This window comes from Marinobacter arenosus (genome assembly GCF_019264345.1).
GTDB lineage: Bacteria > Pseudomonadota > Gammaproteobacteria > Pseudomonadales > Oleiphilaceae > Marinobacter > Marinobacter arenosus.
The window spans coordinates 2,430,734-2,456,915 of sequence record NZ_JAHVAO010000001.1; the positions used below are offsets into that span (position 1 = coordinate 2,430,734).

The following is a 26,182-nucleotide window of genomic DNA, read 5'->3' on the forward strand; positions in this document are numbered from 1 at the left end:
CAGTTGGACTGTGGACGGGATCAGACCGAAGCCGCGCCGCTCACAATCTCCGAAATCTCTTGGGTGATGGCTGCCTGACGCGCCTTATTATAAGCCAGCTGAAGTTCGTCGATGATGTCACCGGCGTTATCAGTTGCGCTCTTCATGGCGATCATCCGGGCTGCCTGTTCACATGCCAGATTCTCTACCACACCCTGGTACACCTGGGATTCAATAAAACGTGGCAGAAGGCCATCGAGGATCTGCCTGGCATCGGGCTCGTAGAGATAATCCCACTGGTTCTTGATCTCTTCTTCGTCTTCGCTCTCGGGCAGGGGCAGAAGCTGCTCTACCGTCGGGCTCTGGGTCATGGTATTGACGAACTCGTTGCTGACCACATACAGACGGTCGATTTTGCCTTCCGAGAACGCATCCAGCATAACCTTGACGTTGCCGATGAGTTGTTCAGAGCTCGGGCTGTCACCCAGATGGGTCAGCGCCGCAACGACGTTACCGCCGTAGCTCCGGAAAAAGGACGCTCCTTTCTGCCCGATGGCGCACAGATCGGATTCCACTCCTTTCTCTTTCCACGCTTTCATGTCACGGACAAGCGCTTTGAACAGGTTGATGTTCAGACCACCGCAGAGGCCACGATCAGTCGACACCACGATATAGCCCACGCGCTTAACCTCGCGGTCGACCATGAACGGGTGCTTGTACTGAGCATTCGCCTTGGCAATGTGCCCGATCACCTGACGCATCTTCTCGGCATACGGACGAGTCGCCTGCATGCGCTCCTGAGCCTTGCGCATCTTACTCGCCGCCACCATTTCCATGGCGCTGGTGATTTTCTGCGTGCTCTTGATGCTTGAAATCTGGTTACGTATTTCTTTGCCGACGGCCATAACTCACTGCCTTCTCAAGTTAGACACTCATTGCTACGAAAAGCGGCCCGCAACTAGGTGCAGGCCCTTTCTCTTACCAGCTCTGAGTGGTCTTGAATTTCTCAAGTGCAGCTTTAAGGCCGGCAGCGATTTCGTCGTTGTAATCGCCTTTCTCGTTGATCTTGTCGAGGAGGTCTTTCTGCTCGGAGCGCATCCAGTCAAGCATCTGCGCTTCGAACTTAACAACCTTGTCGACATCAACGTCGTCCAGGAAGCCTTCGTTGGCTGCAAACAGAACCGTACCCATTTCAGCCACGGACATCGGGCTGTACTGGTTCTGCTTCATGAGTTCCGTTACACGCTGACCGTGCTCAAGCTGCTTACGGGTTGCTTCGTCGAGATCGGAAGCAAACTGGGCGAAAGCGGCCAGTTCACGATACTGGGCCAGAGCCAGACGGATGTTACCGCCGAGCTTCTTCATGATCTTGGTCTGGGCAGAACCACCGACCCGGGATACGGAGATACCGGCGTTCATCGCCGGACGAATACCGGAGTTGAACAGGTTGGTTTCCAGAAAGATCTGACCGTCGGTAATGGAGATTACGTTGGTCGGTACGAACGCGGATACGTCACCAGCCTGAGTCTCGATGATCGGCAGTGCGGTCAGGGAACCGGTCTTGCCTTTCACTTCGCCGTTGGTCAGCTGCTCGACGTAGTCGGCGTTTACGCGGGAGGCGCGCTCCAGCAGACGCGAGTGCAGGTAGAAAACGTCACCCGGGTAAGCTTCACGGCCCGGCGGACGACGCAGGAGCAGGGAGATCTGACGGTAAGCAACGGCCTGCTTGGACAGGTCATCGTATACGATCAGCGCGTCTTCACCGCGGTCACGGAAGTATTCGCCCATGGAGGTACCGGAGTACGGCGCCAGGAACTGCATGGCGGCCGGATCGGCGGCGCCGGCGGCAACCACGATGGTGTGATCCATGGCACCGTGCTCTTCCAGCTTGCGTACTACTGCAGCAATGGAAGACTGCTTCTGACCAACGGCCACGTAGATACACTTGATGCCGGTGCCTTTCTGATTGATGATCGCATCAATCGCGACAGCGGTCTTACCAATCTGACGGTCACCGATGATCAGCTCACGCTGGCCGCGGCCAACCGGAACCATGGTGTCGATCGCTTTCAGACCGGTCTGAACCGGCTCATCAACGGATTGACGAGCGATCACGCCCGGTGCAACCTTTTCGACCGGTGCGGTCAGCTCGGTACCCAACTCGCCCTTGCCGTCGATCGGGTTACCCAGACCATCGACCACGCGACCCATCAGTTCCGGACCAACCGGAACTTCCAGGATACGACCGGTACAACGAACCTTCTGGCCTTCTGCCAGGTCTTCGTAGTCACCCAGGACAACCGCACCCACGGAATCACGCTCCAGGTTCAGAGCCATGCCGAAGACGCCGTTGGCAAATTCAATCATCTCACCGTACATAACGTCGGCGAGACCGTGGATCAGCACGATACCGTCGGAAACGGACAGGATCGTACCTTCGTTCTTTGCTTCGGAAGAGATATCGAGCTTCTCGATTCTCTTCTTGATGATGTCACTGATCTCGGATGGATTCAGTTGCTGCATGCCAATATCCTCAAACCTTGTGCTGAAATCAGGAGCCCAGAGTGTCGGCCAGCTTGGTCAGCTTTCCGCGTACAGATGCGTCGATGACCAGATCACCGGTACGAATAATTGCACCGCCAATCAGAGACTTGTCCATTGACGCTGCGACTGACACTTTCCGCTCGAGTTTGGTCGAGAGTGCCTGGGCGAGCTTCTGTTGCTGTTCGTCCGTCAGCTCGAAGGCTGCGGTAACTTCGATATCAACAGTGCGCTCCAGATCAGCCCGGTACGTGTTGAAGAGCGCTGCAATCTCAGGAAGGAGAGTCAGCCGGCGGTTTTCCGCCAGTACAGCGAAGAAATTACGAATCTGATCGTTGACGCCTTCTTCGGCGACCTCGAGGATCAGCTCGGCTTTCTTCGACTCTTCCAGACCCGGATTCGCGAGAAGCTGTCGAATGTCTTCGTTCGCGGTGACCTGTCCGGCAACCGTCAGCACCTGGGACCAATCAGCCAGTTGCTCATGCTCCTGGGCGGCCTTGAATGCTGCTTTTGCGTAGGGACGGGCCAGCGTTCTCAGTTCTGCCATGATGAACCTCGTCGTTTAAAGTTCTGCCGCCAGTTTTTCCAACATCTCGTTGTGCTTGGAGGCATCGACAGAGGCTTCCAGGATTTTCTCAGCACCAGCGACAGCGATTGCGGCAACTTCTGCACGCAGGGCGTCACGGGCCTGGTTCCGTTCCTGTTCAATTTCGGCCTTGGCCTGCTCAATCAGCTTCTGGCCTTCCTTGCGGGCGTCATCTTTCGATGCTTCCACAATGGCGGCCGCACGCTTGTTGGCCTCTTCGATGAGACCCGCAGCTTGCTGTTTGGCTTCACGCAGTTCCTGAGCTGACTTTTCCTGAGCCAGTTCCAGATCGCGCGCCGCGCGGTCTGAGGCAGCCAGTCCGTCAGCGATCTTCTTTTGACGCTCCTGCAGTGCGGCCATGATAGGTGGCCACACATATTTCATGCAGAAGACGACAAAGATAAAGAACGCGATGGCTTGACCAATCATCGTCAAATTAATGTTCACGTCTTCACCTCTCGCCTGTGTTGTTAAGAATCATCTGACCGGGAAATCCCGGCTGGCGACTCGATTAACCGGCGATCTGGCCGACGAACGGGTTGGCGAAGGTGAAGAACAGTGCGATACCAACACCGATCATGGTTACGGCGTCCAGCAGACCAGCAACGATGAACATCTTAACCTGCAGCATCGGGGTCATTTCCGGCTGACGCGCAGCGCCTTCCAGGAACTTGCCACCGAGGATACCAAAGCCAATCGCAGTACCCAGGGCACCCAGGCCAATCAACAGTGCAACGGCAATCGCGGTCATTCCAACTACAGTTTCCATGATAACTCCCAGTTTTCAGTTTAGGTTTTCAGTTTAACGGTTAGGGTTTAGAACTACGGCTTAATGGTGTCCGATCAGTGACTGTCTTCGTGAGCCATGCTCAAGTACACGATCGTCAACATCATAAAGATGAATGCCTGCAGGGTGATGACCAGAATGTGGAAAATCGCCCAGGGCACAGACAGCGTCCACTGAGCCCACAGGGGCAGCAGCGCAATCAGGATGAAGATCAGCTCGCCGGCGTACAGGTTACCGAACAGACGCAGGGCCAGTGAGATCGGCTTGGCGATCAGGCTGACGCCCTCCAGCAGCAGGTTGACCGGAACCAGAAGAATCTTCAGAACCAGGTTGTCAGACGAGAACGGGTGCAGGGTCAGCTCGCCCAGGAAGCCCCCAACGCCTTTGACCTTCAGGCTGTAGTAAATGATCAGGAAGAACACCGACAGCGACATACCCAGCGTAACGTTCACGTCGGTGGTCGGTACCACCTTCATGTACTCGGCGCCAGCCAGATGGAACAGCTGCGGCAGGAAGTCCACCGGCACCAGGTCCATCAGGTTCATCAGGAAGATCCAGCAGAAAATGGTCAGTGCCAGCGGGGCAATGACCTTGTTCTTGCCGTGGAAGGTTTCCTTGACGCTGTTGTCAACGAACTCGACCATCACTTCGACAAAGTTCTGCAGACCACCCGGTTGGTCAGAGGTCGCGCGCTTGGCCGCCATGCGGAACAGGAACAGGAACAGGACGCCGAGACCGACCGCCCAGCCCAACGAGTCCACGTGTACCGCCCAGAAGCCCATGTCCGACGCTTCCTGCGCCGTGTGAGCCAGTGTCCAGGTGGCTTCATCCACTACGGTTCCGTCGGCACGCTCATAGCCTGCCGGCAGCTTACCGTAGGTGAGGTTCTGGAGGTGATGCTGGATATATTCGGATGCACTTCCTGCCATAACGGTTTCCCAGGTCCAGTTAGCTTTGCTGCGTATTGCTGCCCGCCAGTAGCGGTGTCAACCAGTTGGTGACCAGCATGATCGCAAATGTTAGAAAAAGTGCCGCTATATCAAGCGGCTGAATCCATTTGAACACCATCGTGAAAAAGATGGCGCACAGGATGAGCTTGCCGGCCTCACCCTGGTAAAAAGAACTCATGATCTTTTTGGCAGACCGCGCGCCGGAGTAGCGGAATGCCTTGAGCGCAAAATAACCGTGGGGCAGAAGGAAAATAAGACCGCCCAATAGCGCTGAATAACCGGAAACCTGGCCCCGAAACAGTAAAAACGCCAGGCTGACGAAGACCAGTACCACACTTTCTATGACAAACCATCGTGCGATAGGCGGGCGGCGTATACCGCTCGGAGTCGTCTGCGTCATGTTCTTCCCGGGAGTACGGTGCCTTTACCCGATGCAGTTTAAAAATTAGACAAATACACCGATACGAGCGCCGCAGATTATATGTGTTCAATGTGCACGAATCAACAAAACCGGATTCCGCAAAAACCGGTGGGAAAGGGCAGAGTCAGTGACTTTGCGCCGCTTTGGACACAAATAGGCGAGTGAGCGCCCCCACAACACTACATGTTGTGTAGGACTGAAACCACGAACTTTCGTAGGCGTCCGAAAGAACCAGAAAAACGGGCCAAATTACTTGATATGGCCAAGAATACCGTCGAGTTCGTCGAGGGAACTGTACTCAATCACCAGCTTGCCCTTGCCTCGCTGGCCGTGGGCTATGGACACCCGGGCCCCAAGGCGTTCCGCGAGATCGTCCTGCAGCGCCCGGATGTTCGGGTCCACCGCCGTGTGAGCGGAGGCTTTCTGCCCCGGCTTCTCCTGCTGGACCCGGCGAACCAGGGCCTCGGTCTGGCGCACGGACAGGGACTTGGCCACCACCTGCTTGGCCACCATCATCTGCTGCTCCGGCGGGAGGGTCAGCATGGCCCGGCCATGCCCCATCTCCAGGTCACCGTGCTCCAGCATCAGGCGCACGTCCTCGGTCAGGCCGATCAGGCGCAGCAGGTTGGTGATGGTGGTGCGGGATTTGCCCACGGCTTCGGCGACCTGGGCCTGGGTCAGACCGAATTCGTCCTGAAGCCGCTGGAGGGCGAAGGCTTCCTCGATGGGATTGAGGTTTTCGCGCTGGATGTTCTCGATGAGCGCCATGGCGATGGCGGCTTCATCGGGGACGTCCCGGATGATGGCGGGAATGCTGTCGAGCTCGGCCATCTGGGTGGCGCGCCAACGACGCTCACCGGCAATCAGCTCGTACCGTCCTTCCGCGATGGGGCGGACGACCACGGGCTGCATGACACCCTGTTGGCGAATGGAATCGGCCAACTCCTGCAGCGCAGCCGGATCCATATCACGACGCGGCTGGTAGCGGCCACGCTGGATCAGGTCGATCGGAACCTCGCGCAGTTCGCCGTCGTGGTCCTTCAGTTCCTGATCGAGGTTAACCTTGGAGCCCGCCAGCAGGGCGCCCAGTCCGCGCTCGCCCAATCCTCGTTTCTTCGCCGCCATGGTGTCAGTCATTCTTCCCGTTGAAATTCGTTGTGCGTTATTGAGTGACAGGGCGGTATGTTACACCGCAACTGGCGCGGATGTCTTTTTCGAGCCGTGGCGACGAACCATCTCGCCGGCCAGGGCCAGGTAGGCCACCGCGCCCTTGGAGGCACGGTCGTATTTCAGCGCAGGCATGCCATAACTCGGCGCTTCCGCCAGTCGGACGTTGCGCGGGATGACGGCCCGGTAGACCTTGTCGTCGAAGTACTCGCTGAGCTGGGCGGAAACATCCAGCGTCAGGCTGTTGCGGGGGTCGTACATGGTACGCAGGATGCCTTCAACCTGGAGATTCGGATTCACCGTTTCCTGGATCTGCTCGACCGTGTTCATCAGGGCTGCCAGGCCTTCCAGCGCATAGTACTCGCACTGCATCGGAATCAGCACGGAATCGGCCGCCGACAGGGCGTTGACCGTGAGCAGACTCAGCGAAGGCGGGCAATCGATGAGAATGTAGTCGTAGTTGTCGCGAACGGTGTTCAGTGCCAGACGCAGGCGATGCTCCCGGCCAATCTCGTTCATCAGTTCGACTTCCGCCGCGGTCAGGTCGCCGTTGGCCGGCAGTATGTCGAAACCCGAAGCCTCGGCCAGGAAGATGACCTCGGCGGCAGACGCACGCTTGGTCAGCAGATCGTAGCCGGACAGCTCAAGGGCGTTCTTGTCGACACCACTGCCCATGGTGGCGTTGCCCTGTGGGTCCATATCCACAAGCAGGACCCGGCGCTTGGTCGCAGCCAGAGACGCGGCAAGGTTCACGCAGGTGGTGGTTTTACCCACACCGCCTTTCTGATTGGTCACTGCAATCACGCGCGCCATGTCTCGCCTCCTGTTCGCGGGTTACTGGGAATGCTGTGCCCTGGCAATCACCAGCAGGTGTCGGTCACCATCGGCGCCGGGAACGGCCAGGGACCGGTGGGATTTTACCTGCCAGCCGGCCGGAAGGGCAGCTACCTCATCATCCGGAAACTGGCCTTTCATGGCAAGGAACTCGCCCTCATTTGCCAGCAAATCGCCACACCAGGTCACCAGGTTCTCCAGCGCGGTGAAGGCCCGGCTGCTGATCTGGCTGAACGGCTGTTCCGGCGTGCAGGCCTCGGCGCGGCCGTGGATCACCTCGACGTTGGACAGGCCCAGCTCCAGCACACACTGATTGAGGAAACGGGTTTTCTTGCCGTTACTGTCGAGCAGGGTGAACCGACGGTCGGGCAGGGCAATGGCCAGCGGAATCCCGGGCAGGCCGCCACCGGCACCAACATCCAGTAGATGGCCGGTGGTGACCCAGGGCAGGATGCTCAGGCTGTCGAGCAACTGCCGGGACACCATCTGCCGCTCATCGCGCACGGCCGTCAGATTGTAGGCCCGGTTCCATTTGTTGAGCAGGGCCAGGAAGGCCAGCAGTTGCCGCTGCTGGTCCTCGGTGAGGGACAGGTCCATGGTTGCCAGCCCGTCCCGGAGCTGGCCTTGCCAGAGGTCATTGGTCATAGAATCGGATCAGGCACTCTGCTTACGCAACAGGTCGCGTTTCTTCAGGTGCACCAGAATCTGGCTGACCGCCGCCGGGGTGACACCCTGGACCCGGGACGCCTGGGCCACGGTCTCCGGACGGACGGTCTTGAGCTTCTGCTTGATCTCGTTGGACAGGCCGCCGATGACGTCGTAATCCAGGTCCACCGGCAGAGCCGTGTTCTCGTTCCGGCGCAGACGCTCGATCTCGTCCGCCTGGCGGGAGATGTAACCCTCGTACTTGATCTCGATCTCGACCTGGGCGGCGACGTTCTCGTCGTCGGCCTGTTCACCGCCAATCTCGGCAATGTGACTGTAGTCGATCTCCGGACGACGCAGCAGCTCGGCCAGGGACTGGTCCCGGTTCATCGGCTGCTTGAGTAAGCCGTTGGCCCGCTCGCCCGCGTCGGTGTTGGGATGAATGCGGGTCGATTCCAGACGGTCCCGCTCCCGGCCGATGGCCTCACGCTTGTCGCTGAATTTCTGCCACCGGTCATCGTCCACCAGCCCCAGCTTTCGGCCGGTCTCGGTCAGGCGCAGGTCGGCGTTGTCTTCACGCAGGATCAGGCGGTACTCCGCCCGACTGGTGAACATGCGGTACGGTTCGCTGGTGCCCATGGTAATCAGGTCATCCACCAGCACACCGAGGTAAGCCTCGTCCCGGCGGGGGTACCACTCGTCTTTCTCCTGGGCGCGCAAGGCGGCGTTGATGCCGGCCAACAGACCCTGGGCACCCGCTTCCTCGTAGCCGGTGGTGCCGTTGATCTGACCGGCAAAGTACAGGCCCTGGATGAACTTGGTTTCCAGGGTATGGCGGAGGTCCTGCGGATTCAGGAAGTCGTACTCGATGGCGTAGCCCGGCCGGGTGATGTGGGCATTCTCGAACCCCGGGATCGACCGCACGGCCTCGAGCTGGATATCGAATGGCAGACTGGTGGAGATGCCATTCGGGTAGAGCTCGTTGGTGGTCAGGCCCTCGGGCTCAACAAAGATCTGATGCGAGTCCTTGTCGGCAAAGCGGTTGACCTTGTCCTCAATGGACGGGCAATAGCGTGGGCCCACGCCCTCGATGTTGCCGGCGAACATCGGTGAGCGATCAAAACCGCTGCGGATAATGTCATGGGTCCGCTCGGTGGTGCGGGTCACGTAGCAACAGATCTGTTCCGGGTGCTGGTCCCGGCTGCCGGTAAAGGACATCACCGGCGCGGGGTTATCCCCCCACTGTTGCTCCATCACCGAGAAATCCACGGTGCGGGCATCAATGCGCGGTGGCGTCCCGGTTTTCAGGCGGCCGACGTTAAACGGCAGTTCGCGCAGACGTTGGGCCAGCGCGTTCGCCGGCGCATCGCCGGCACGGCCACCGGAATGAGCCTGCATGCCAATGTGGATAACTCCGCCCAGGAAGGTGCCCGTGGTCAGGACGACGGTTCTGGCGTTGAAGCGGATGCCAGTCTGGGTAACCACGCCGGTGACCTGCTCGTTTTCCACAATCAGATCGTCCGCGGCCTGCTGGAACAGGGTCAGGTTGGGCTGATTTTCCAGTTCGTGGCGAATCGCCGCCTTGTACAGCACCCGATCGGCCTGGGCCCGGGTCGCGCGCACGGCCGGTCCCTTGCGGCTGTTGAGCACCCGGAACTGGATTCCGGCCAGATCCGTCGCTTTCGCCATGGCGCCACCGAGCGCGTCGATTTCCTTCACCAGGTGGCTCTTGCCGATGCCGCCGATGGCCGGATTGCAGGACATCTGGCCCAGGGTCTCAATGTTGTGGGTCAGCAGCAGGGTTTGGGAACCCATGCGCGCCGCCGCCAACGCGGCTTCGGTGCCGGCGTGGCCACCACCAATGACAATGACATCGAAACGGGTCGGAAAATCCACAGCTCACCTCGGAAATCGGGGGATAAAAACAGGCCGGCGAGTATAACGCCTGATCCATGAAATTGCAGTTGAAATGTGCAAATTTTAACCAGAGACCGGACCAGTTGAAAGCGGGTACCACGCCAACAGGGGTAAAATCCGGAGGATGAGCCTGAAAACCGCGTAGTGGAAAACCGAAATCCTTAGTTTTTCAAACGTTTGTAAGTCGAATTTCAAAAAAGTTTTCAAGACAGTTATCCACACCCAAAACACCCAATCAGAAGAGCCAAAAATACCTATAACTCTTTGTTTTTATTATTTTAAAGAAAATGCTTCCAGAGCTTATCCGAAGGTTGTCCAAGAAATTATCCACAGATTTGGCGGCATCGCGACGCCGCAGGCAGCCCATCACAGGGCCCAGCCAGTGAGTGGCTGCCAACCAGCCCGTTTTAGTGCATGACCACGCCGGGAACATCCGGATACGCACCGGTCCTGTGCAGCCGTGATCGACCCAACGCGGGGTGCAGGCCCTGCTCCGCCCGTGTTCGCTGGAACGACGGGCTTTGGCACGGATTTCGCCAGTCGTTACTGTCCTAATGATATGAATCCATGGCCAGGACGGCTCCAACAACAGCAAGGCCCGAGGGTGCTGACCATGAGCAGCGTAGTCCGGCTTTCCCGCCGTAGCCATACCCGGACCGGGTTGAACCCGGAGTCCAGCGTTATCCACAGTCACGAGTTTCAGTCCGTGTACCAGCCGATCCTGAGTCCGACCCACCAGAAACTGGTCGGTTACGAAGCGCTGGTTCGGGTGAGCCGGGGGCATCAGCCGGTGTCGCCCGTGAGCCTGTTCAAACGGGCGCAGGAACTGGGTCAGACGGCGGAACTGGACAAGCACCTGCTGCACCTGCACCTGGCCAACTACTCTGCCGAAGCCAATCCGGTCTGGCTGTTCCTGAACATCAACCCCGACACCTGCGTGCATCCCGAAGCGTCACTGGAGCGTCTGGCCGCCCAATGCACACGCAACGGCATTCATCCCGAGAAAGTGGTGCTGGAGCTGGTGGAAACCGCCTCGGATGACCCCGATGCATTGATGGAATTTATCCACAACGCCAGGACCCTGGGTTTTCAGATTGCCATCGATGATTTTGGTATGGGCGATTCCAACTTCGAACGCCTGTGGCGAATCAACCCGCTGATCGTCAAGCTCGACCGCAGCCTGCTGGTCAACGCGGAGACCAACAACCGCGCCCGTCTCCTGTTGGAGAGTCTGGTGCGGATGATCCGGGAAAGTGGCAGCCTGGTGTTGCTGGAAGGCATCGAGAATGGCGCTCAGGCCCGGATCGCCCTGGCCACCGAAGCCGATCTGCTGCAGGGTTTCCTGTTTGCCCGACCGGCGGCCATTGCCGACACTTCTGTGGAAAAGTCGGAATCCCGACTGCGTTCCGTGGTGACCGATTCCAGCGAGTGGACACTTCAGGATCACCGGGACCAGGAAAACTACCTGCGCCTGTTGCGTTTCGAGATCATGGATGCCTGCCACGGCCTGGCACGTGGCAACGATTTCCGGCATTCGTGTCACCGCCTGCTGGAACTGGACGGGGTCAAGCGCTGCTTCCTGCTGGACGGCAACGGCGTGCAGCAGGGTAACCTGGCCCACGCCAGCCAGGACCTCAATCGGGGCAAATTCAACCCCTTGTATCATTCCGCCGGCGCACGGTGGAGCCATCGGGAGTATTTTCGAAACGCCCTGGAACGGCCCCAACACATCAACAGCTCCCGGCCCTACGTTGCCCTACCCGACGCCAAACGCACCATCACCCTGTCCACAAGCCTTCCGACTCAAGCCGGTGTCCAGGTACTTTGCGTCGACGTGCACCCGGACGAAGTCTTTAACGGCCAGATGACCTTCCCCTCCACACTCTGACCGACGCTCAGAACTCGTCCGCCCGTTTCTGGGGAGCCGCCGCCATGCCGGAGCCCCCGGCCGCACCGGTGGCCTGGCGTTCGAGCTCCATTTCCACAGCATTGGCGGACTTGGCGAAGCGGGCCAGCAGGTTGTACAGCACCGGAATGATGAACAGGGTCAAGGTGGTGGCGAACACCAGTCCGCCCAGGATCACCACACCGATGGCCGCACGGCTCTCCGCACCGGCGCCGGTGGCGATCACCAGGGGCACGGCGCCAAACACCGTCGAGATGGTGGTCATCAGCACCGGCCGGAAGCGCAGGCTCGCCCCCTCCAGAATGGCGTCTTTCACCGCATAGCCCTTGTCGCGCAGCTGGTTGGCAAACTCGACAATCAGGATGCCGTTCTTGGCCATCAATCCAAGCAGCATGATGATCCCGATCTGGCTGTAGATGTTCAGGCTGATGCCCGACCACCACAGGGCCAACAACGCGCCGGTCACCGCCAGTGGCACCGACAGCATGATGATCAGGGGATGGATCCAGCTTTCAAACTGCGCCGCCAGGACCAGAAAGACGATCACGAACGCGAGCCCGAAAGTCAGGTAAATGGCCGCGGAGGATTCCTCGAATTCCCGGGACAACCCCTTGTAACTGACCCGTGCCTCCGGCGGCAGGTTATCCACAGCGAGGTTGTTCAGATACGTCAGGGCCGAGCCCAGATCGTATCCGTCCGCCAGCGAGGCGCTGATGACCACGGCCGGAAGCCGATCGATGCGGCGCAGGTCCGGGTTGGCCCCGGTTTCCCTGACCGATACCAGGGCCTGCAGGGGAATCAGGCTTCCGCCGTCCCGCGGGCGCAGGAAGATCTGGCCCAGATCCGCCGGCGTGGCCCGGTCTGCGTCCGCCGCCTGCACGATGACGTCGTACTCCCGCCCCCGGTCCAGATAGGTGGTGACCTGACGGGAAGCCAGCATGGTCTGCAGGGTCAGGCCGACATCCTGGACGGTGATATCCAGATCCGCGGCCCGTTCCCGGTCAATGGATACCCGCAGTTCCGGGCGGGTCAACTCGAAATCGGTTTCCAGGTTCAGCAGGTTGGCGTTGTCCTTTGCCCGTTCGACCAGCTCATCGCTCCAGGCCTGTACCGATTCGTAATCCGGGCCGGCGATGACAAACTCCACCGGCTGGTTGAAGCCGCGTTGGCCCAGCCCCGGGGGGTTCACGGCCACGGTCCGGATCCCGGAGATCTGGCTCAGTTTGCCCCGCAACTCGCTGGTGATCTGCTGCTGTTTGGTGTCCCGTTCCTCCCAGGGCGCCAGACCCATGATCATGAAGGCGTTGTCTTCCTCATTCCGGAACCCGACGATGGACAAAAGGCGGTCGGCCACACCGGATTCCAGGTAGGGCAGCAGCTGCTCCTCGGCCTGCCGGACGTAATGATCCGTGTATTCCACCGTCGACCCCCGGGGTGCGCTGGTGGGCATGATGATGATGCCGCGATCCTCGGTCGGTGCCAGTTCCTGGGGCAGCTTCGGGTAGACAACCGCGGCGGCAATCAGGCCCGCGATCCCAAGCCCAAGCAGCAACCCGGGCTGATTCAGGGAAAACCGCAACAACCGCTGGTACCCGTTGGTCAGGCCGTCGAGAAACTTCTCACTGGCGGCCCAGAGCCGATGCCCCTCGGCCGACTCCGGGCTGTGCCGAAGCCACTTTGAGCACAGCATGGGCGCCAGGGTCAGCGCTACCAGGCTGGAGACCACCACCGCGGCGGCGAGGGTGAAGCCGAACTCGGCGAACAGGCGACCGATGTTGCCGCCCATGAACGAGATGGGCACGAACACGGCCACCAGGGTCAACGTGGTCGCGATCACCGCAAACGCGACCTGTTTCGCGCCCCGGTAGGACGCCAGCAGCGGCGGTTCACCGTCGTCGATCCGGCGCTGGATGTTCTCCAGCATCACAATGGCGTCATCCACCACCAGGCCGATGGCGAGAATGACGGCCAACAGGGTCAGCACGTTGATGGAGAAGCCCAGAAAGCCCAGCCCGATAAAGGCGCCGATCACCGCCACCGGGATGGTCACGGCCGGAATCAGAGTCGCGCGCCAGGACCGAAGGAACAGGAAAATCACCAGAATCACCAGGGACACGGCAATGGCCAGGGTCGTCACCACTTCCTTTATCGAGGCCCGGATAAAGATCGATTCGTCGTAGCTTTCGGCGATGGTCACTTCCGGTGGCAGGGTTTCCCGGATCTTTTCCAGTTCGGCCTGGACGGCATCGGAGACCGCCACGGTGTTGGCCTTGGACTGGCGGATGATGCCCATCCCGATGGCGGTCTGGCCGTTGGCGCGTAACCGGCTAACGTCCGACTCCACGCCCATCTGCAAATTCGCCACTTCGCCGAGGCGCAGCAGGTCGTTACCGTCGCGACGAATGACCAGCCGTCGGAACTCGTCCACGGTGGATAACCGGCCCTCGGCCCGAACGGTGAAATTTCGGGTGGAAGAATCCACCGAACCGGCGGGCAGTTCCACGTTGTTGCTGCGCAGGGCCTGTTCCACCTCGGACACGGTGATGTTCCGGGCCGCCAGGCGCTCCCGGTCCAACCACACCCGGATGGCGTAGCGGCGCTCGCCCCCGATAGAAACATCGGCGACGCCATCAAGCACGGACAGCCGGTCGGCCAGAACCCGATCGGCGAAATCACTCAATTCGGCACTGTCCCAGACATCGCTGCGCAGGGTCACCCACATCATCGGGCGGGCGTCGGAGTCGGCCTTGCTAACCACGGGTGACTCGGCTTCGTCCGGCAACTGGTCGGCGACCCGGGACACGGCGTCCCGGACATCGTTGGCAGCGATATCCACATCCCGGGCTGTGGAAAACTCGATGCTGGTGCGCGATTCGCCCTGCTCGGTCGACGACTCGATTGAACGGATACCCTCGATGCCGCTGATCGCGCCTTCGATTACCTGAGTAATCTGGGTGTCCACCACTTCGGCTGCGGCACCGATGTAGTCGGTGGAAATGGAGACCACCGGCGGATCTATGTCCGGGTACTCCCGGACCGGCAGACCCAGCAACGCGGCCAGACCAAACACCACGATCAGAAGACTGAGAACCGTCGCGAATACCGGCCGCTTGATGGAGACGTCGGAGAGAATCACGGTCAGGACTCCAGGGACTGGCTGAAGCGGTTGTCCGGAATGGCATTCTCGCCATCCACCACTTCGATGCGGTCACCGCTGCTGATCCGGTCCTGGCCGGTCACGATCACCGCATCCTCGAGGGTCAGCCCCTCGGCCACTTCTACCCTGCCCGGCATCCGCGACCCCAGGGTTACCGAGATCCGCCGGGCGATGCCATCCTCGGCGACAAACACGTACTGTTCATCCCCCCGGATCATCACCGCCTGTTCCGGGATCATCAGTGCCTGGCGCTCCCTCAGGGTCAGGGTCGCCGACATGAACTGGCCCGGTCGCAACATCCCGTCCGGATTATCGATCAGGGCCCGCACCGGCAGGGTCCTGCTGAGTTCGTTGATGCGGGTACCCAGTTCGGCGAGTTCGCCGGAGAACCGGACATCGGGAAAGGCGGGCGATACCCCGGTTACCGGCTGGCCGAGTCCGAGCTGCCCCAGAAACCGCTCCGGAATGGAAAAATTCAGTTCCATGCGGTCGGTGGAGTCCAGGGTGGTTATCGGCGTTCCGGCAGTGACATAGGCCCCAATGGCAATGTCGCTGAGCCCGACCACACCGTCAAACGGCGCTTCGATCCGGTGATTTTCCAATCGTACCCGGGCGGCGGCAAGCTGGGCCTCGGCGACGTTTACGGCGGTCCGCAATTCGTCCACCTGAGCCTGGGATATGCTGTTGTTCGAACGCAGCCGCTGGGCCCGCTCCAACTGCCGGCGGCTGTCCGCCAACTGGGATTCAATGACCCGGATATCGGCCCGGGCCTGACGGTCGTCCAGTCGCAGGAGCAGATCGCCCTCGCTCACCCGGGCCCCCGGCTGAAGGTTCAGGGCAATCACCCGGCCACTGACCTCGGTGGTTAGCGCCACCGCGTTCACGGCCCGGAGATTGCCCACCGATTTGACCACATCCCGGACGGTATCCTGCTCCGGCGACCGGGTATTGACGACGCTGGCCGGACGCTCACGGCCGGTCTGTGCCTTGGTGTCACCCCCCAGGTTCTGGTAACCCACCGCAGCGCCTGCCGCCACTACCACCAACATCAGTGCAACCAGCCATTGCTTCCACATAAATACGTCCAGCGTCTGTCAATTGTGAGGTGAGTCTACTGCCTCTGGATCACCAGGACGATTTCCCCGACCTCAATCCCCCACTTGCTCATGGTGGTCTGATTGATCAGGGTGTCCGGCGTTACCAGATACATCCAGTCGTCCATGCGCACATCCAGGGTGCCATCACCGTAGGCCACCCGCAGGACATAGTTCATGTGGATGGCGTTGCCCTGCCATTCCATCAGTCCGGGCTCAACCACATCCCCGGCAGTGGCCCGATAGCCCTGTTCGGTGGGCGTCAGCGTCCAGACCCGGGTCTGGACCTCACCGTCGTCGAAACGGAAGACCTCATCCAGGGTGCCGGTGCCGTCCTCATCCCAGGAGGCGGTGATATCGGCGTCAAAGGTGCGAATCACCTCGCCGGAATAATCCTTGACGACGGCCCGGGCCGACAGGTCACCGGTGAAGAATTGGTCCGGGATCAGTGCCGGGCCGCGGTCGCTGTAATCCTCCAGCGAGGGACCCGCGCAACCGGCGAGGAGCCACACCCCGAACAATACCCAGAGAACCCGGACCAGACCAGTGACAGCAACGCTAACAAGGGGGATTTGCATGACTTTTACACTCGCACTATGAAACGTGGATGGAACATCGGTTCCGGAACATACGCCACTTACGTGGACTCCGATCAGCCTGTCTCAAGGCCTTGCGGCGGTTTCGTCATTTCAGCCAATTGTCTTTCCTGACAGGCGCACCAGTGCTTTTCGTCAATGGCAGGGCACGGGGAATCCCGTAAAACAGAAAGCAATGGAGGCCGGACGAACCTCCCAACCCTGTCACCAAGAGACCACGAGGAACCGTTATGCCGGTTTACAAGGCGCCGTTGCGCGACATGAAATTTCTGCTCAATGAGGTGTTTGATTATCCCGGACACTACGAGGGCCTTGCCAGCGGAGGCAACGCCACGCCGGACATCGTTGACGCCATTCTCACCGAATGCGGCCGGTTCTGCGAGGAAGTGCTGAGCCCCCTGTACCAGTCCGGCGATGAGGAGGGCTGCAAGCTGGAGGACGGCATCGTCACCACGCCGCGCGGTTACAAAGAGGCCTACGATCAGTACGCCATGGGCGGCTGGCAGGGACTGTCCGCGCCCGAGGAATTCGGGGGGCAGGGACTGCCGGCGTCCATGGGCCTGCTCAAACAGGAGATGATGGGCACCGCGAACTGGTCCTTTTCCATGTACCCGGGTCTGTCACTGGGCGCCATGAACACCATTTTCCTGCACGGCAGCGAGACACAGAAGCACACCTACCTGACGCCGCTGACCGAAGGCCGCTGGGGCGGCACCATGTGCCTCACCGAGCCCCAGTGCGGAACCGATCTCGGCCAGGTCAAAACCAAAGCCGAGCCTCAGGCCGATGGCAGCTACAAACTGACCGGCACCAAGATCTTCATCTCCTCCGGCGACCACGACCTGACCGAGAACATTGTCCACATCGTGCTGGCCCGGTTACCAGACGCGCCCAAAGGCACCCGGGGCATCAGCCTGTTCATCGTGCCGAAATTCGTGCCCAACGACGACGGCGGCGTCGGCGAACGCAATGCGGTGACCTGCGGCAGCCTGGAAAAGAAAATGGGCATCAAGGCCTCAGCCACCTGTGTGATGAATTTTGACGGTGCCACTGGATTCCTGATCGGGCCGGAGAATGAAGGCCTGAACTGCATGTTCACCTTCATGAACACCGCCCGCATCGGCACCGCCATCCAGGGCGTGGGGCCGGCGGAACTGTCCTATCAGTGGGCCCTGGATTACGCCCGGGAACGGCGGTCGATGCGCGCGCTGTCCGGCAAGAAGGAACCGGACCAGGTCGCCGACGCCCTGATCTATCACGCCGACGTGCGTCGGATGTTGCTGACCCAGAAAGCCATCGCCGAAGGCGGACGGGCCATGCTCTATTACGCGGCCCGACTGGCGGACCACATGGTGGAGGGCCACACCACGGGTGACCAGAAGAAAGCCGAAAAGTACGACGACAAACTCGGCTTCCTGACGCCCATCCTGAAAGGCTTCCTCACCGAACTGGGGTGTGAGGCCGCCAACCTCGGTATGCAGGTGTTTGGCGGCCACGGCTACATCCGCGAGCACGGTATGGAACAGATTGTCCGGGACACCCGGATTGCCACCCTGTACGAAGGCACCACCGGCATCCAGGCGCTGGATCTTCTGGGGCGCAAGGTGCTGTTGATGACCCAGGGCGGTGCGGTACGGGATTTTACCCTGAAGATCGCCAACTTCGCCCGCAAACACCTCACCGACAAACGCCTGCGGCCCTATGCGGTGGAACTGCTGAAGCTGACCGCGCAATGGAACCTGCTGACGGTCCGGGTCATGCTCGCGGCCCGCAAGGACCGGGACGTGGTGAGCGCGGCGGCAAACGACTTCCTGATGTACAGCGGCTACGTCACCATGGCGTACATCTGGGCCCGCCAGGCGGCGGTGGCCGCAGACCGGGTGCGCAAGGGTGGTGAGGAATCCGAGGCCTTCTACCGGGCCAAGCTGGCCACCGCCGAGTTCTACTACGAGCGTCTGTTGCCACGGGCCCAGGCCCATGCCACCAGCATGCTGAGCCCCACCAAAAACCTGATGCAACTGGATGCCGAGGACATGGCCTTCACCGGCTAACCTTGCCTTTACAGTCACCTGCCTTACGCCGGGACATCACTGTCCCGGCGATCCCCTCGCCTTCCCCCGTCACCTTTGCCACTGAAACCTACCGCCTTTTCAGACATATTTTATTTAATAATAATCATTATCATTCGCATTATGTTTTGTTTGACCCAGGAAACGGGCCCCCGGGTACCGTTCGCTCCCCTTGGCATAAGGAACTGCAGCTATGAGCCACGAGGCCTTTACGCCGTCCATTGCGTTTGACCGGCCGCCGTCCGGTTGCGTGCCGCCGTCAGCCGACGACCGTCACCTCTTCAACTCCCACAATCTCGAACACTACCGGGCCAGCCTGCTCAAGGGCATTGACCTGATCCAGCGCCAGCTGTCCCAGACCGACAAACCCTTCAGTGGCATTCAGCCGGGTACCCTGAGTCACGCCTTTTCCGACCTCGACCTGAACCAGCCCTGCGCCAGCCTGGACGGCGCCCTGACCGAACTGCAGGGCCTGTATCTCGACGATGCCGTGTATTTTCACCATCCTCGCTATCAGGCCCACCTGAATTGCCCGGTCACCATTCCGGCCGTTGTCGCCGAGCTGATCCAGGCCTCCATCAATACCTCGGTGGACACCTGGGATCAGAGCGCCGGGGCAACCTTCATCGAACAGAGCCTGGTCGACTGGACCGCCGAGCGCATCGGGCTCGGGCAGGAAGCGGACGGTATCTTCACCAGCGGTGGCACCCAGTCGAACCTGATGGCCATGCTGTTGGCGCGGGACACTCTGTGCCAGGCGCGCTGGCAACACAGCACCCGGGACCGGGGCCTCCATCCGGACAGCCACCGACTTCGGATTTTCTGTTCGGAGGTCAGCCACTTCAGCGTCCAGAAAGCCGCTGCCCTGCTCGGCCTGGGCTATGACTCGGTCGTTCCGGTGCCGTGCGACCGTTACTTCCGCATGGAAGTGGGCCGACTCCAGAGCGCCCTGGAGGCGTGCCAATACAACGGGTCGATTCCAATGGCGGTGGTCGCCACCGCCGGGACCACCGATTTCGGCAGCATCGACCCGCTGCCCGAGATTGCCGACCTGTGCAGCCAGTACCGCGTGTGGCTGCATGCGGACGCCGCCTACGGCGGGGGGCTGCTCACCTCCCGGCGCCATCGCCACCTGCTGGCGGGCATCGAACGGGCGGACTCGGTCACTGTCGATTACCACAAATCCTTCCTGCAACCGGTTGCCTGCAGCGCCCTGCTGGCGAGGGACCGGACGGCTTTCTCCTGCGTGACCTGGCACGCGGACTACCTGAATCCCCTGAGTGCCCGGGAACAGGGTACCCCCAACCTCGTCGACAAGAGCCTGCAAACCACCCGACGGTTCGACGCCCTGAAACTCTGGTTGAGCCTGCGCACGCTCGGACCGGACGCCCTCGGTGCTGCCTTCGACACGGTCCTCAACCTGGCCCGCAAGGCCTACCTGCTGATGCTGTCAGACCCGGCCATCGAGGTTATCCACCAACCCCAGCTCAGTACCCTGGTGTTCCGGTACAACCCCGGACGGGACACTCCCGAATCCACGCTCGATGCGATCAATCGCCATATCCGCCAGGCCATCATGGCGTCCGGTGAAGCGATGATTGCCGCCACCCGCGTGCATGACCGGCAGTATCTGAAAATTACCCTGCTCAACCCGGATACCCACATCCACGATATCCAGGCCGTACTCCGGCTGGTCAAGCGCCACGGCGAGCACACCTGGCTGAACCAATCGGTTCAACCCGAGGAGGCGGCCTGTGACTGACCGCTGCTACGATTTCATTGCGATCGGCCTGGGTCCGTTCAACCTCAGCCTCGCCTGCCTGGCCGCGCCGCTTGACGATCTGCATGGGCTGGTACTGGATGAGAATCCTGAGTTTAACTGGCATCCGGGCATGATGCTGGAAGGCACCCACCTCCAGACACCGTTTCTGTCCGACCTGGTGACCCTGGCCGATCCCACCAGTCCCTTCAGTTTCCTGAACTACATCAAGGAGCAGGGTCGGATCTATTCCTTTTACATCCGGGAGAACTTTTTCCTCCAGCGCCGGGAATACAACCAGTACTGCCAGTGGGCGGCACGCCGGCTGGACAACCTCCGATTCGATACCCGGGTCGAGCGCATCGACTACGAGGAAGGCGATGGCCTGTACCGGGTCAGCGCCCGTTGCACCCGCACCGGTGCCCTCCTGATTTTCCGCGCCCGCCGCCTGGTGCTCGGCACCGGGCCCAGGCCCTGGGTTCCCGACTGCTGCCATGACCTTCCCGGGCCTGTCTGGCACTCATCCAGGTACCTCGATCACAAACGGGACATGCAGGCCGGGTCCTCCATTACGGTGGTCGGAAGTGGCCAGAGCGCCGCGGAAATCTTCCACGATCTGCTGCAGGACATTGACGGGCATGGCTACAGCCTGAGCTGGATCACCGGGTCGCCGCGGTTCTTCCCGCTGGACTACAGCAAACTCACCCTGGAAATGACCTCACCGGAGTACGTCGATTATTTCCACGACCTGCCGCCGGAAACCCGGGATCGTCTGCTGGCGGAACAGAAACACCTCTACAAGGGCATCAACACCGACCTGATCAACGCCATCCACGACCTGTTGTACGTGAAGCGGCTGGAGCGGACGTTGCCGGTCATGCTGGCGACCAATTCCCGGCTCGTGGGCGCCCACGTCGACGCCGGGCGCGGTGACTACCAGCTGGACCTGCACCACACCGAACAGGACCGACGGTACCACCACCATAGCCAGGCCCTGGTCCTCGCGACTGGTTACCAGTACCAGCCGCCGGACTTCCTGTCCGGAATCCGGCACCGGATTCGGTGGGACGACCGGGGCCGGTTTTCGGTCCGGCGAAACTACAGCATCGACACCGCCGGCGGCGAAATCTTTGTCCAGAACGCCGAACTGCACACCCACGGCTTCGTGACCCCGGACCTCGGCATGGCCTGCTACCGCAATGCCTGTATCCTGCGGGCGCTGACCGGGCGGGAACCCTACCCGGTCGAGGACGCCATTGCCTTTCAGACCTTCGGCGCGCCTGATGGCACGGCCCGGCCAGCCAATGCGGAGATGGAGTGACATGCTCCATCGCCACCTGAAAGCCTGGCTGATCGGCCTGACACTGGCCGCGGTGGTCAGTGATTCGATGCTGCTGCCGTTCTATCCGCATTTTTTTGCCACCGTGTTCGGGGTGACCAACCCCCAACACGTCGGCCTGTACCTGAGTGCCTCCTGCCTTGCCGTTATCCTGGCCTTACCCTTGTGGGCAAGGCTGGTGCGCCGCACCGGCGTCCTGAACCTGCTGGTCTACACCCAGGTTGCCGCCGGCGCCCTGTGCCTGCTGTGTTACTGGACCGACAACCTGACGTGGTTCTGGTTGATATCCATGGCCATGCTGGTGTTCAAGGCCAGCTACCTGCTGATCTATCCGCTCATCCTGGCCAGTGAACATCCGGACCGTCACGGTGGCACCATCGGGCTGCTGTCGGTCGTCGTTCATCTCGGCGGCATTGCCGGAGCGGTACTGGGAGGCGCGGTGCTGCAGTGGTTCGAACCGCGCCAGATTTTCCTGGTCATGGCGGCCAGCGATGTTCTGCAAACGGCCACCTGCCTTTACCTGTTGCGCAGTGACAGCCCAACGCCGGCAGGACCGGAGGCGCGCCCGGATCCCACCCCGCCAGGAACGCCACCACCGCCGACCGTCCCGTTTCGTCTTCCGCTTGGCCTGGTCATGTTCGCCTTCTACTTCAGCGCCTACCTGATCCGGCCCTTTTTCGTCCGGCACTGGGAACACGTCTCCGATCACACCCACGAGTTGGTCTCCGGGCTGGTGTTCGCCATTCCCGCCGGTGTTGCCGTCCTGGCGCTGTGGATAAACCTCCGGCGCGCCACTCCGACGCCGGGCACCGGCATAGTTCCGGCACTGGTCCTGGCGGCCGCCGGCCTGCTGGTGCAGGGCCTCGACCAACCCGGCTACGTCTTGCTGGGCCGGGTCCTGTTTGGCTGGGGACTGTTCCAGGCCACGGTCCGACTGGATCAGCTGATGTTTGCCCTAAGCACATTGGAGCGTTACGCCGCCGATTACAGCACCCTCAACCTGTTCCAGCAGATGGGCGTCCTGGTGGCCGCACTGACCGCCGGCGCCCTGGTCGAGTCGTTTGGCCTCGCCAACCCGTTTGTGGTTGGAGCCGCCGGGCTCGTCGTGACGGCCGGGGCCTACATGGCCCTGGTTCGACCCCTGCTCACCCTTCCAACCCCCGATCCTGCAAGGAGCCCCTCATGATTACGGAGCCATTGAAGACCCCCGTGCCCGGCCTCGGCACCTTTACCCTTCGGCCGCTCGATCTTGCCGTCGACCTGCCCCAGGTCCAGCGCTGGTTGAGCTCGGACCACGCCCGCTTCTGGGGCATGCAGACGATGACCCGGGACGACCTGGCGGGCTTCTATTTCCAGCTCCGGACAACCGGGCACGGCGACGTCTTTATCGGCAGCCACGATGGAGTCCCGGTCTTCCTGGTGGAGACCTATGACCCCGCGCGGTCCCCCCTGGCGGACCATTACCCTGTCCGGGACGGTGACCTCGGCATGCACATTCTGGTGGCTCCGGCGGAAACGCCCATCCCCGGTTTTACCCGCGCGATCTTCACCAACGTTATGGCCTGGCTGTTCCGAGACCTGGGTGCCCGGCGGGTGGTGGTCGAACCCGATTGTGACAACGACCGAATCCACCCCCTGAACCGGCATGTCGGTTTCGCCTACGACACGGTTATTGAACTGCCCGACAAAACCGCCCACCTGGCGTTCTGCACCGAAGCCCAATTCGACGAGGCCAGGGCATCCCACGAGGAGAGTTATCCCATGACCCACGAACCCGAATTTCCGCCCCAGCGGGCGTCTGAACACCTGTCCCCCGAGCTGTGGCAACGGGTCAATACCCTGCTGGTTCGCAAGGCCCTGAGCGAGTTTTCCCACGAACTGCTGTTGACCCCGCAGAGCCTGTCCAGTGACGCCGGCTGGAACCGATACCGGGTGGTGGCCGACGATCCCGCCATCGAATACCAGTTTCAGGCGCGCAAGCTGGCACTCGACCACTGGCAGATCGATGCCGCATCCATCGGTAAGCAGGTGAACGGTGAGACGGCGCCCGTGGACGCGGTGAGTTTCATCATCGAGTTCCAGCACAGCCTGAAGATCACGGACGCCATGCTGCCGACCTATCTGGAAGAAGTGAGCAGCACGCTGTATGGCAGTGCCTACAAGCACACGCGGGCTGATCAGGCGGTCGCCGACCTGGTGGACGCCGGGTTTCAGCAGATGGAAGCGGCGATGTCTGAAGGCCACCCCTGTTTTGTGGCCAACAACGGCCGGATCGGCTTCGGTGCCGACGACTACCGGCGCTACGCCCCCGAGGCCGGAAAGCCGATGCGCCTGGTCTGGCTCGCGGGCCATCGGGCTCACACCCGGTTCGCCGGCAGCAACGGCCTGGATCACCGGGAACTGGTTGAATCGCAACTGGGGTTCCGGCAACTGGAAGCGTTCGACCGGCAACTGAGAGAACTGGCCCTGGACCCGGACGACTATTGCTACATCCCAGTCCATCCCTGGCAGTGGACCAACAAACTGGCGCATCTGTTTGCCCCGGATCTGGCCAACCGCGAGCTGGTCTGCCTGGGCTATGGCGACGACCATTACCAGGCCCAGCAATCAATCCGCACCTTCTTCAATCTGGACCGGCCCCGCCAGCATTACATCAAGACCGCACTGTCGATCCTCAACATGGGGTTCATGCGCGGCCTTTCACCGGACTACATGACGACCACGCCCGCCATCAACGATTTTCTCCACAACCTGGTGTCCCAGGATCCGTACCTGGCCAGCACCGGTTTCAGCCTGCTGCGCGAAGTGGCCGGGATTGGCTACATCAACCGTCACCTGGAGCGGGCGGCCGATAAGCACAGCCCCTATCGGAAGATGCTGTCCGCGCTCTGGCGGGAAAGTCCGGTGCCCACGGTGGCCAACAACCAGCAGCTGATGACCATGGCCGCACTGCTGCACACCGACCCGGAAGGCAACGCCCTGCTCCCGGCGCTGATCGCGAAGTCGGGGCTGGACGCGCGGGCCTGGCTGAAACGGTATCTGAACTGCTACCTCCGTCCCCTGCTGCACTGCTTCTACGCCCACGACCTGGTGTTCATGCCCCATGGCGAAAACCTGATCCTGGTGATGAAAAACGGCGCGCCGGTCCGGGCCATCATGAAAGACATCGGTGAGGAGGCGGCCATCATGAACACCGAGATTCGTCTGAACAGCGACGTCCGCCGGCTTCAGGTGGACGTTCCAGATGACCTGAAGGTGTTGTCGATTTTCACCGACCTGTTCGACTGCATCTTCCGATTCATGGCTGCGATTCTGGATGAACAGGGCGATGTCCCGGAGATCGAATTCTGGGAACAGGTGGCGGCCTGCGTCCACGAGTACCAGGACCGTCATCCGGAGCTTCGGGAAAAGTTCCGGCAGCACGACCTGTTCGCCCCGGAATTCCGCCGTTCCTGCCTGAACCGGTTACAACTGGCCAACAACCAGCAGATGGTGGATCTCGCGGATCCGGCCGGAAACCTTCAGTTCCACGGTGTGCTGAAAAATCCGCTGGCGGCATTCCGCCACCGGCCGGCCACGTCGGACGCCGCGGTGTCGACCTGAGCCTTCAAGCCAGCCATCAGAGACCGTACTTGGTCTCGATGGCTGTGAACATGCCGGAGTCGTGGACCTGCTCCAGAGCCTCGTTCAACTGATCCACCACCTCGTCCGGGGTACGCGGATTGATCGCCAGGAACAGTTCCGTGTCGTTGAACGAATACACCGGCACCAGGCCGTCGACGTTCTGCTGCGAGGCGAAGTAGGGCCCCGCCAGACGATCGGCAATCCACAGGTCGATCTGGCCCAGCTCCAGACGCTTGGGGTTCAGGTCGTCGCTGTCCAGCGCCGACACCTCATAGCCCCGCGCCAGAAGGTACTCGGTCATGACGTCGTTGCGGTAGCCGCCAAACACCTTGTCCTCGGCGTCGTCGAGGCTGTCCATCTGAAAATCCGAACCGGCCGGGGCGAAGATGGTCCACAGGTTCTTGGTCAGCGGCCCCACCCACTTGAAGCGCGGCGCCCGTTCTTCGGTGTAGGTGGTGCAGAAGATGCCGTGGTTGGGCTTGTTCAGGGCCCGGTTGTAGCCATAGTCCCAGTTACGAAGCTTGATGACGTAGTCGAGGTCGGTGTGCTTCAGGATCGCCTTGACCATTTCCGTGCACAGGCCGTCGATGTCCGTGCCATTGTGTTCAAAGGCCCGGCCGGTAGCACTCATGTTGTAGGGAGGGAAATTCTCGGTGTAGAGGTAGAGCTTGTCGGAAGCCTGAGTGTTCGGGGTAATGGCCAGAAACGCCACCAGGGTTGCCAGCAGGGACAGATACCGCACGTCTTCTCTCCTTCAGATAGTGGGAACCACAGCAGATCGTGGCTTCGCTCGTCTAGGGGCGGCAGTCTA

21 protein-coding genes are annotated in these 26,182 nt (G+C 61.0%); 6 read left to right on the forward strand and 15 right to left on the reverse strand.

The genetic code is table 11. The features are described 5' to 3' along the window. Positions 1 to 20: 20 nt before the first annotated feature. The 11 genes from atpG to mnmG form a co-directional block, all read right to left on the reverse strand. Positions 21 to 884 (reverse strand): F0F1 ATP synthase subunit gamma, encoded by an 864-nt coding sequence (atpG, locus tag KXD86_RS11190; protein ID WP_218636100.1) that lies wholly within the window; start codon positions 882 to 884, stop codon positions 21 to 23. Between the two features lie 73 nt (positions 885 to 957). Continuing rightward, positions 958 to 2,502 carry a F0F1 ATP synthase subunit alpha gene (gene atpA, locus KXD86_RS11195; protein WP_218636101.1) on the reverse strand — a complete coding sequence of 515 codons (1,545 nt, stop codon included), beginning with the start codon at positions 2,500 to 2,502 and terminating at the stop codon, positions 958 to 960. A 28-nt stretch (positions 2,503 to 2,530) separates the two neighbouring features. After that, positions 2,531 to 3,067, reverse strand: a complete 537-nt coding sequence (locus KXD86_RS11200) for a F0F1 ATP synthase subunit delta (protein WP_218636102.1) — start codon at positions 3,065 to 3,067, stop codon at positions 2,531 to 2,533. Between the two features lie 15 nt (positions 3,068 to 3,082). Further along, positions 3,083 to 3,553, reverse strand: a complete 471-nt coding sequence (locus KXD86_RS11205) for a F0F1 ATP synthase subunit B (RefSeq protein WP_218636103.1) — start codon at positions 3,551 to 3,553, stop codon at positions 3,083 to 3,085. Positions 3,554 to 3,617: 64 nt separating this feature from the next. Beyond that, on the reverse strand, positions 3,618 to 3,875 hold the full coding sequence (atpE, locus tag KXD86_RS11210) for a F0F1 ATP synthase subunit C (protein ID WP_012138088.1): 258 nt from the start codon (positions 3,873 to 3,875) through the stop codon (positions 3,618 to 3,620). Positions 3,876 to 3,949: 74 nt separating this feature from the next. Beyond that, positions 3,950 to 4,822 carry a F0F1 ATP synthase subunit A gene (atpB, locus tag KXD86_RS11215; RefSeq protein WP_218636104.1) on the reverse strand — a complete coding sequence of 291 codons (873 nt, stop codon included), beginning with the start codon at positions 4,820 to 4,822 and terminating at the stop codon, positions 3,950 to 3,952. Between the two features lie 19 nt (positions 4,823 to 4,841). Further along, on the reverse strand, positions 4,842 to 5,243 hold the full coding sequence (locus KXD86_RS11220) for a F0F1 ATP synthase subunit I (RefSeq protein ID WP_218636105.1): 402 nt from the start codon (positions 5,241 to 5,243) through the stop codon (positions 4,842 to 4,844). A 270-nt stretch (positions 5,244 to 5,513) separates the two neighbouring features. Continuing rightward, positions 5,514 to 6,389 carry a ParB/RepB/Spo0J family partition protein gene (locus KXD86_RS11225; protein ID WP_218636106.1) on the reverse strand — a complete coding sequence of 292 codons (876 nt, stop codon included), beginning with the start codon at positions 6,387 to 6,389 and terminating at the stop codon, positions 5,514 to 5,516. Positions 6,390 to 6,449: 60 nt separating this feature from the next. Continuing rightward, positions 6,450 to 7,244, reverse strand: coding sequence for a ParA family protein (locus tag KXD86_RS11230; protein ID WP_218636107.1), 795 nt, complete (start codon positions 7,242 to 7,244; stop codon positions 6,450 to 6,452). A gap of 21 nt (positions 7,245 to 7,265) precedes the next feature. Beyond that, positions 7,266 to 7,910: a 16S rRNA (guanine(527)-N(7))-methyltransferase RsmG gene (gene rsmG, locus KXD86_RS11235; protein ID WP_218636108.1), complete on the reverse strand. Its 645-nt coding sequence runs from the start codon at positions 7,908 to 7,910 to the stop codon at positions 7,266 to 7,268. A gap of 9 nt (positions 7,911 to 7,919) precedes the next feature. Continuing rightward, positions 7,920 to 9,806 carry a tRNA uridine-5-carboxymethylaminomethyl(34) synthesis enzyme MnmG gene (gene mnmG, locus KXD86_RS11240; protein WP_218636109.1) on the reverse strand — a complete coding sequence of 629 codons (1,887 nt, stop codon included), beginning with the start codon at positions 9,804 to 9,806 and terminating at the stop codon, positions 7,920 to 7,922. 634 nt (positions 9,807 to 10,440) lie between these two features. Between mnmG and KXD86_RS11245 the strand changes: the two genes are divergently transcribed. Continuing rightward, positions 10,441 to 11,715 carry an EAL domain-containing protein gene (locus KXD86_RS11245; protein ID WP_218636110.1) on the forward strand — a complete coding sequence of 425 codons (1,275 nt, stop codon included), beginning with the start codon at positions 10,441 to 10,443 and terminating at the stop codon, positions 11,713 to 11,715. Positions 11,716 to 11,722: 7 nt separating this feature from the next. On the opposite strand, the gene KXD86_RS11250 is transcribed toward KXD86_RS11245, so the two are convergent. Genes KXD86_RS11250 through KXD86_RS11260 form a run of 3 tightly spaced genes read right to left on the reverse strand, consistent with a single transcriptional unit; the run spans position 11,723 to position 16,562 of the window. Continuing rightward, positions 11,723 to 14,869, reverse strand: coding sequence for an efflux RND transporter permease subunit (locus KXD86_RS11250; RefSeq protein WP_218636111.1), 3,147 nt, complete (start codon positions 14,867 to 14,869; stop codon positions 11,723 to 11,725). A gap of 2 nt (positions 14,870 to 14,871) precedes the next feature. Then, positions 14,872 to 15,966: an efflux RND transporter periplasmic adaptor subunit gene (locus KXD86_RS11255; protein ID WP_218636112.1), complete on the reverse strand. Its 1,095-nt coding sequence runs from the start codon at positions 15,964 to 15,966 to the stop codon at positions 14,872 to 14,874. Between the two features lie 35 nt (positions 15,967 to 16,001). Continuing rightward, on the reverse strand, positions 16,002 to 16,562 hold the full coding sequence (locus KXD86_RS11260) for a DUF3833 domain-containing protein (RefSeq protein ID WP_218636113.1): 561 nt from the start codon (positions 16,560 to 16,562) through the stop codon (positions 16,002 to 16,004). Positions 16,563 to 16,810: 248 nt separating this feature from the next. Here KXD86_RS11260 and KXD86_RS11265 point away from each other — a divergent pair, with 248 nt between their 5' ends. From KXD86_RS11265 to KXD86_RS11285, 5 genes are all read left to right on the forward strand, one after another. Next, positions 16,811 to 18,631 carry an acyl-CoA dehydrogenase C-terminal domain-containing protein gene (locus tag KXD86_RS11265; RefSeq protein ID WP_218636114.1) on the forward strand — a complete coding sequence of 607 codons (1,821 nt, stop codon included), beginning with the start codon at positions 16,811 to 16,813 and terminating at the stop codon, positions 18,629 to 18,631. A gap of 211 nt (positions 18,632 to 18,842) precedes the next feature. Next, positions 18,843 to 20,411, forward strand: coding sequence for a pyridoxal phosphate-dependent decarboxylase family protein (locus KXD86_RS11270; RefSeq protein WP_218636115.1), 1,569 nt, complete (start codon positions 18,843 to 18,845; stop codon positions 20,409 to 20,411). After that, positions 20,404 to 21,729: a lysine N(6)-hydroxylase/L-ornithine N(5)-oxygenase family protein gene (locus tag KXD86_RS11275; protein WP_218636116.1), complete on the forward strand. Its 1,326-nt coding sequence runs from the start codon at positions 20,404 to 20,406 to the stop codon at positions 21,727 to 21,729. Before KXD86_RS11270 ends, KXD86_RS11275 begins: the two co-directional genes overlap by 8 nt. Before the next feature lies 1 nt (position 21,730). Then, positions 21,731 to 22,933 carry an MFS transporter gene (locus KXD86_RS11280; RefSeq protein WP_218636117.1) on the forward strand — a complete coding sequence of 401 codons (1,203 nt, stop codon included), beginning with the start codon at positions 21,731 to 21,733 and terminating at the stop codon, positions 22,931 to 22,933. After that, positions 22,930 to 25,350: a GNAT family N-acetyltransferase gene (locus KXD86_RS11285; protein ID WP_218636118.1), complete on the forward strand. Its 2,421-nt coding sequence runs from the start codon at positions 22,930 to 22,932 to the stop codon at positions 25,348 to 25,350. The genes KXD86_RS11280 and KXD86_RS11285 overlap by 4 nt, the downstream gene beginning before the upstream one ends. Positions 25,351 to 25,366: 16 nt before the next feature. Here KXD86_RS11285 and KXD86_RS11290 read toward each other — a convergent pair whose 3' ends face one another. Then, a complete protein-coding gene (locus KXD86_RS11290) occupies positions 25,367 to 26,113 on the reverse strand; it encodes a substrate-binding periplasmic protein (RefSeq protein ID WP_218636119.1) in 747 nt (248 codons plus the stop codon). Positions 26,114 to 26,182: the final 69 nt, after the last annotated feature.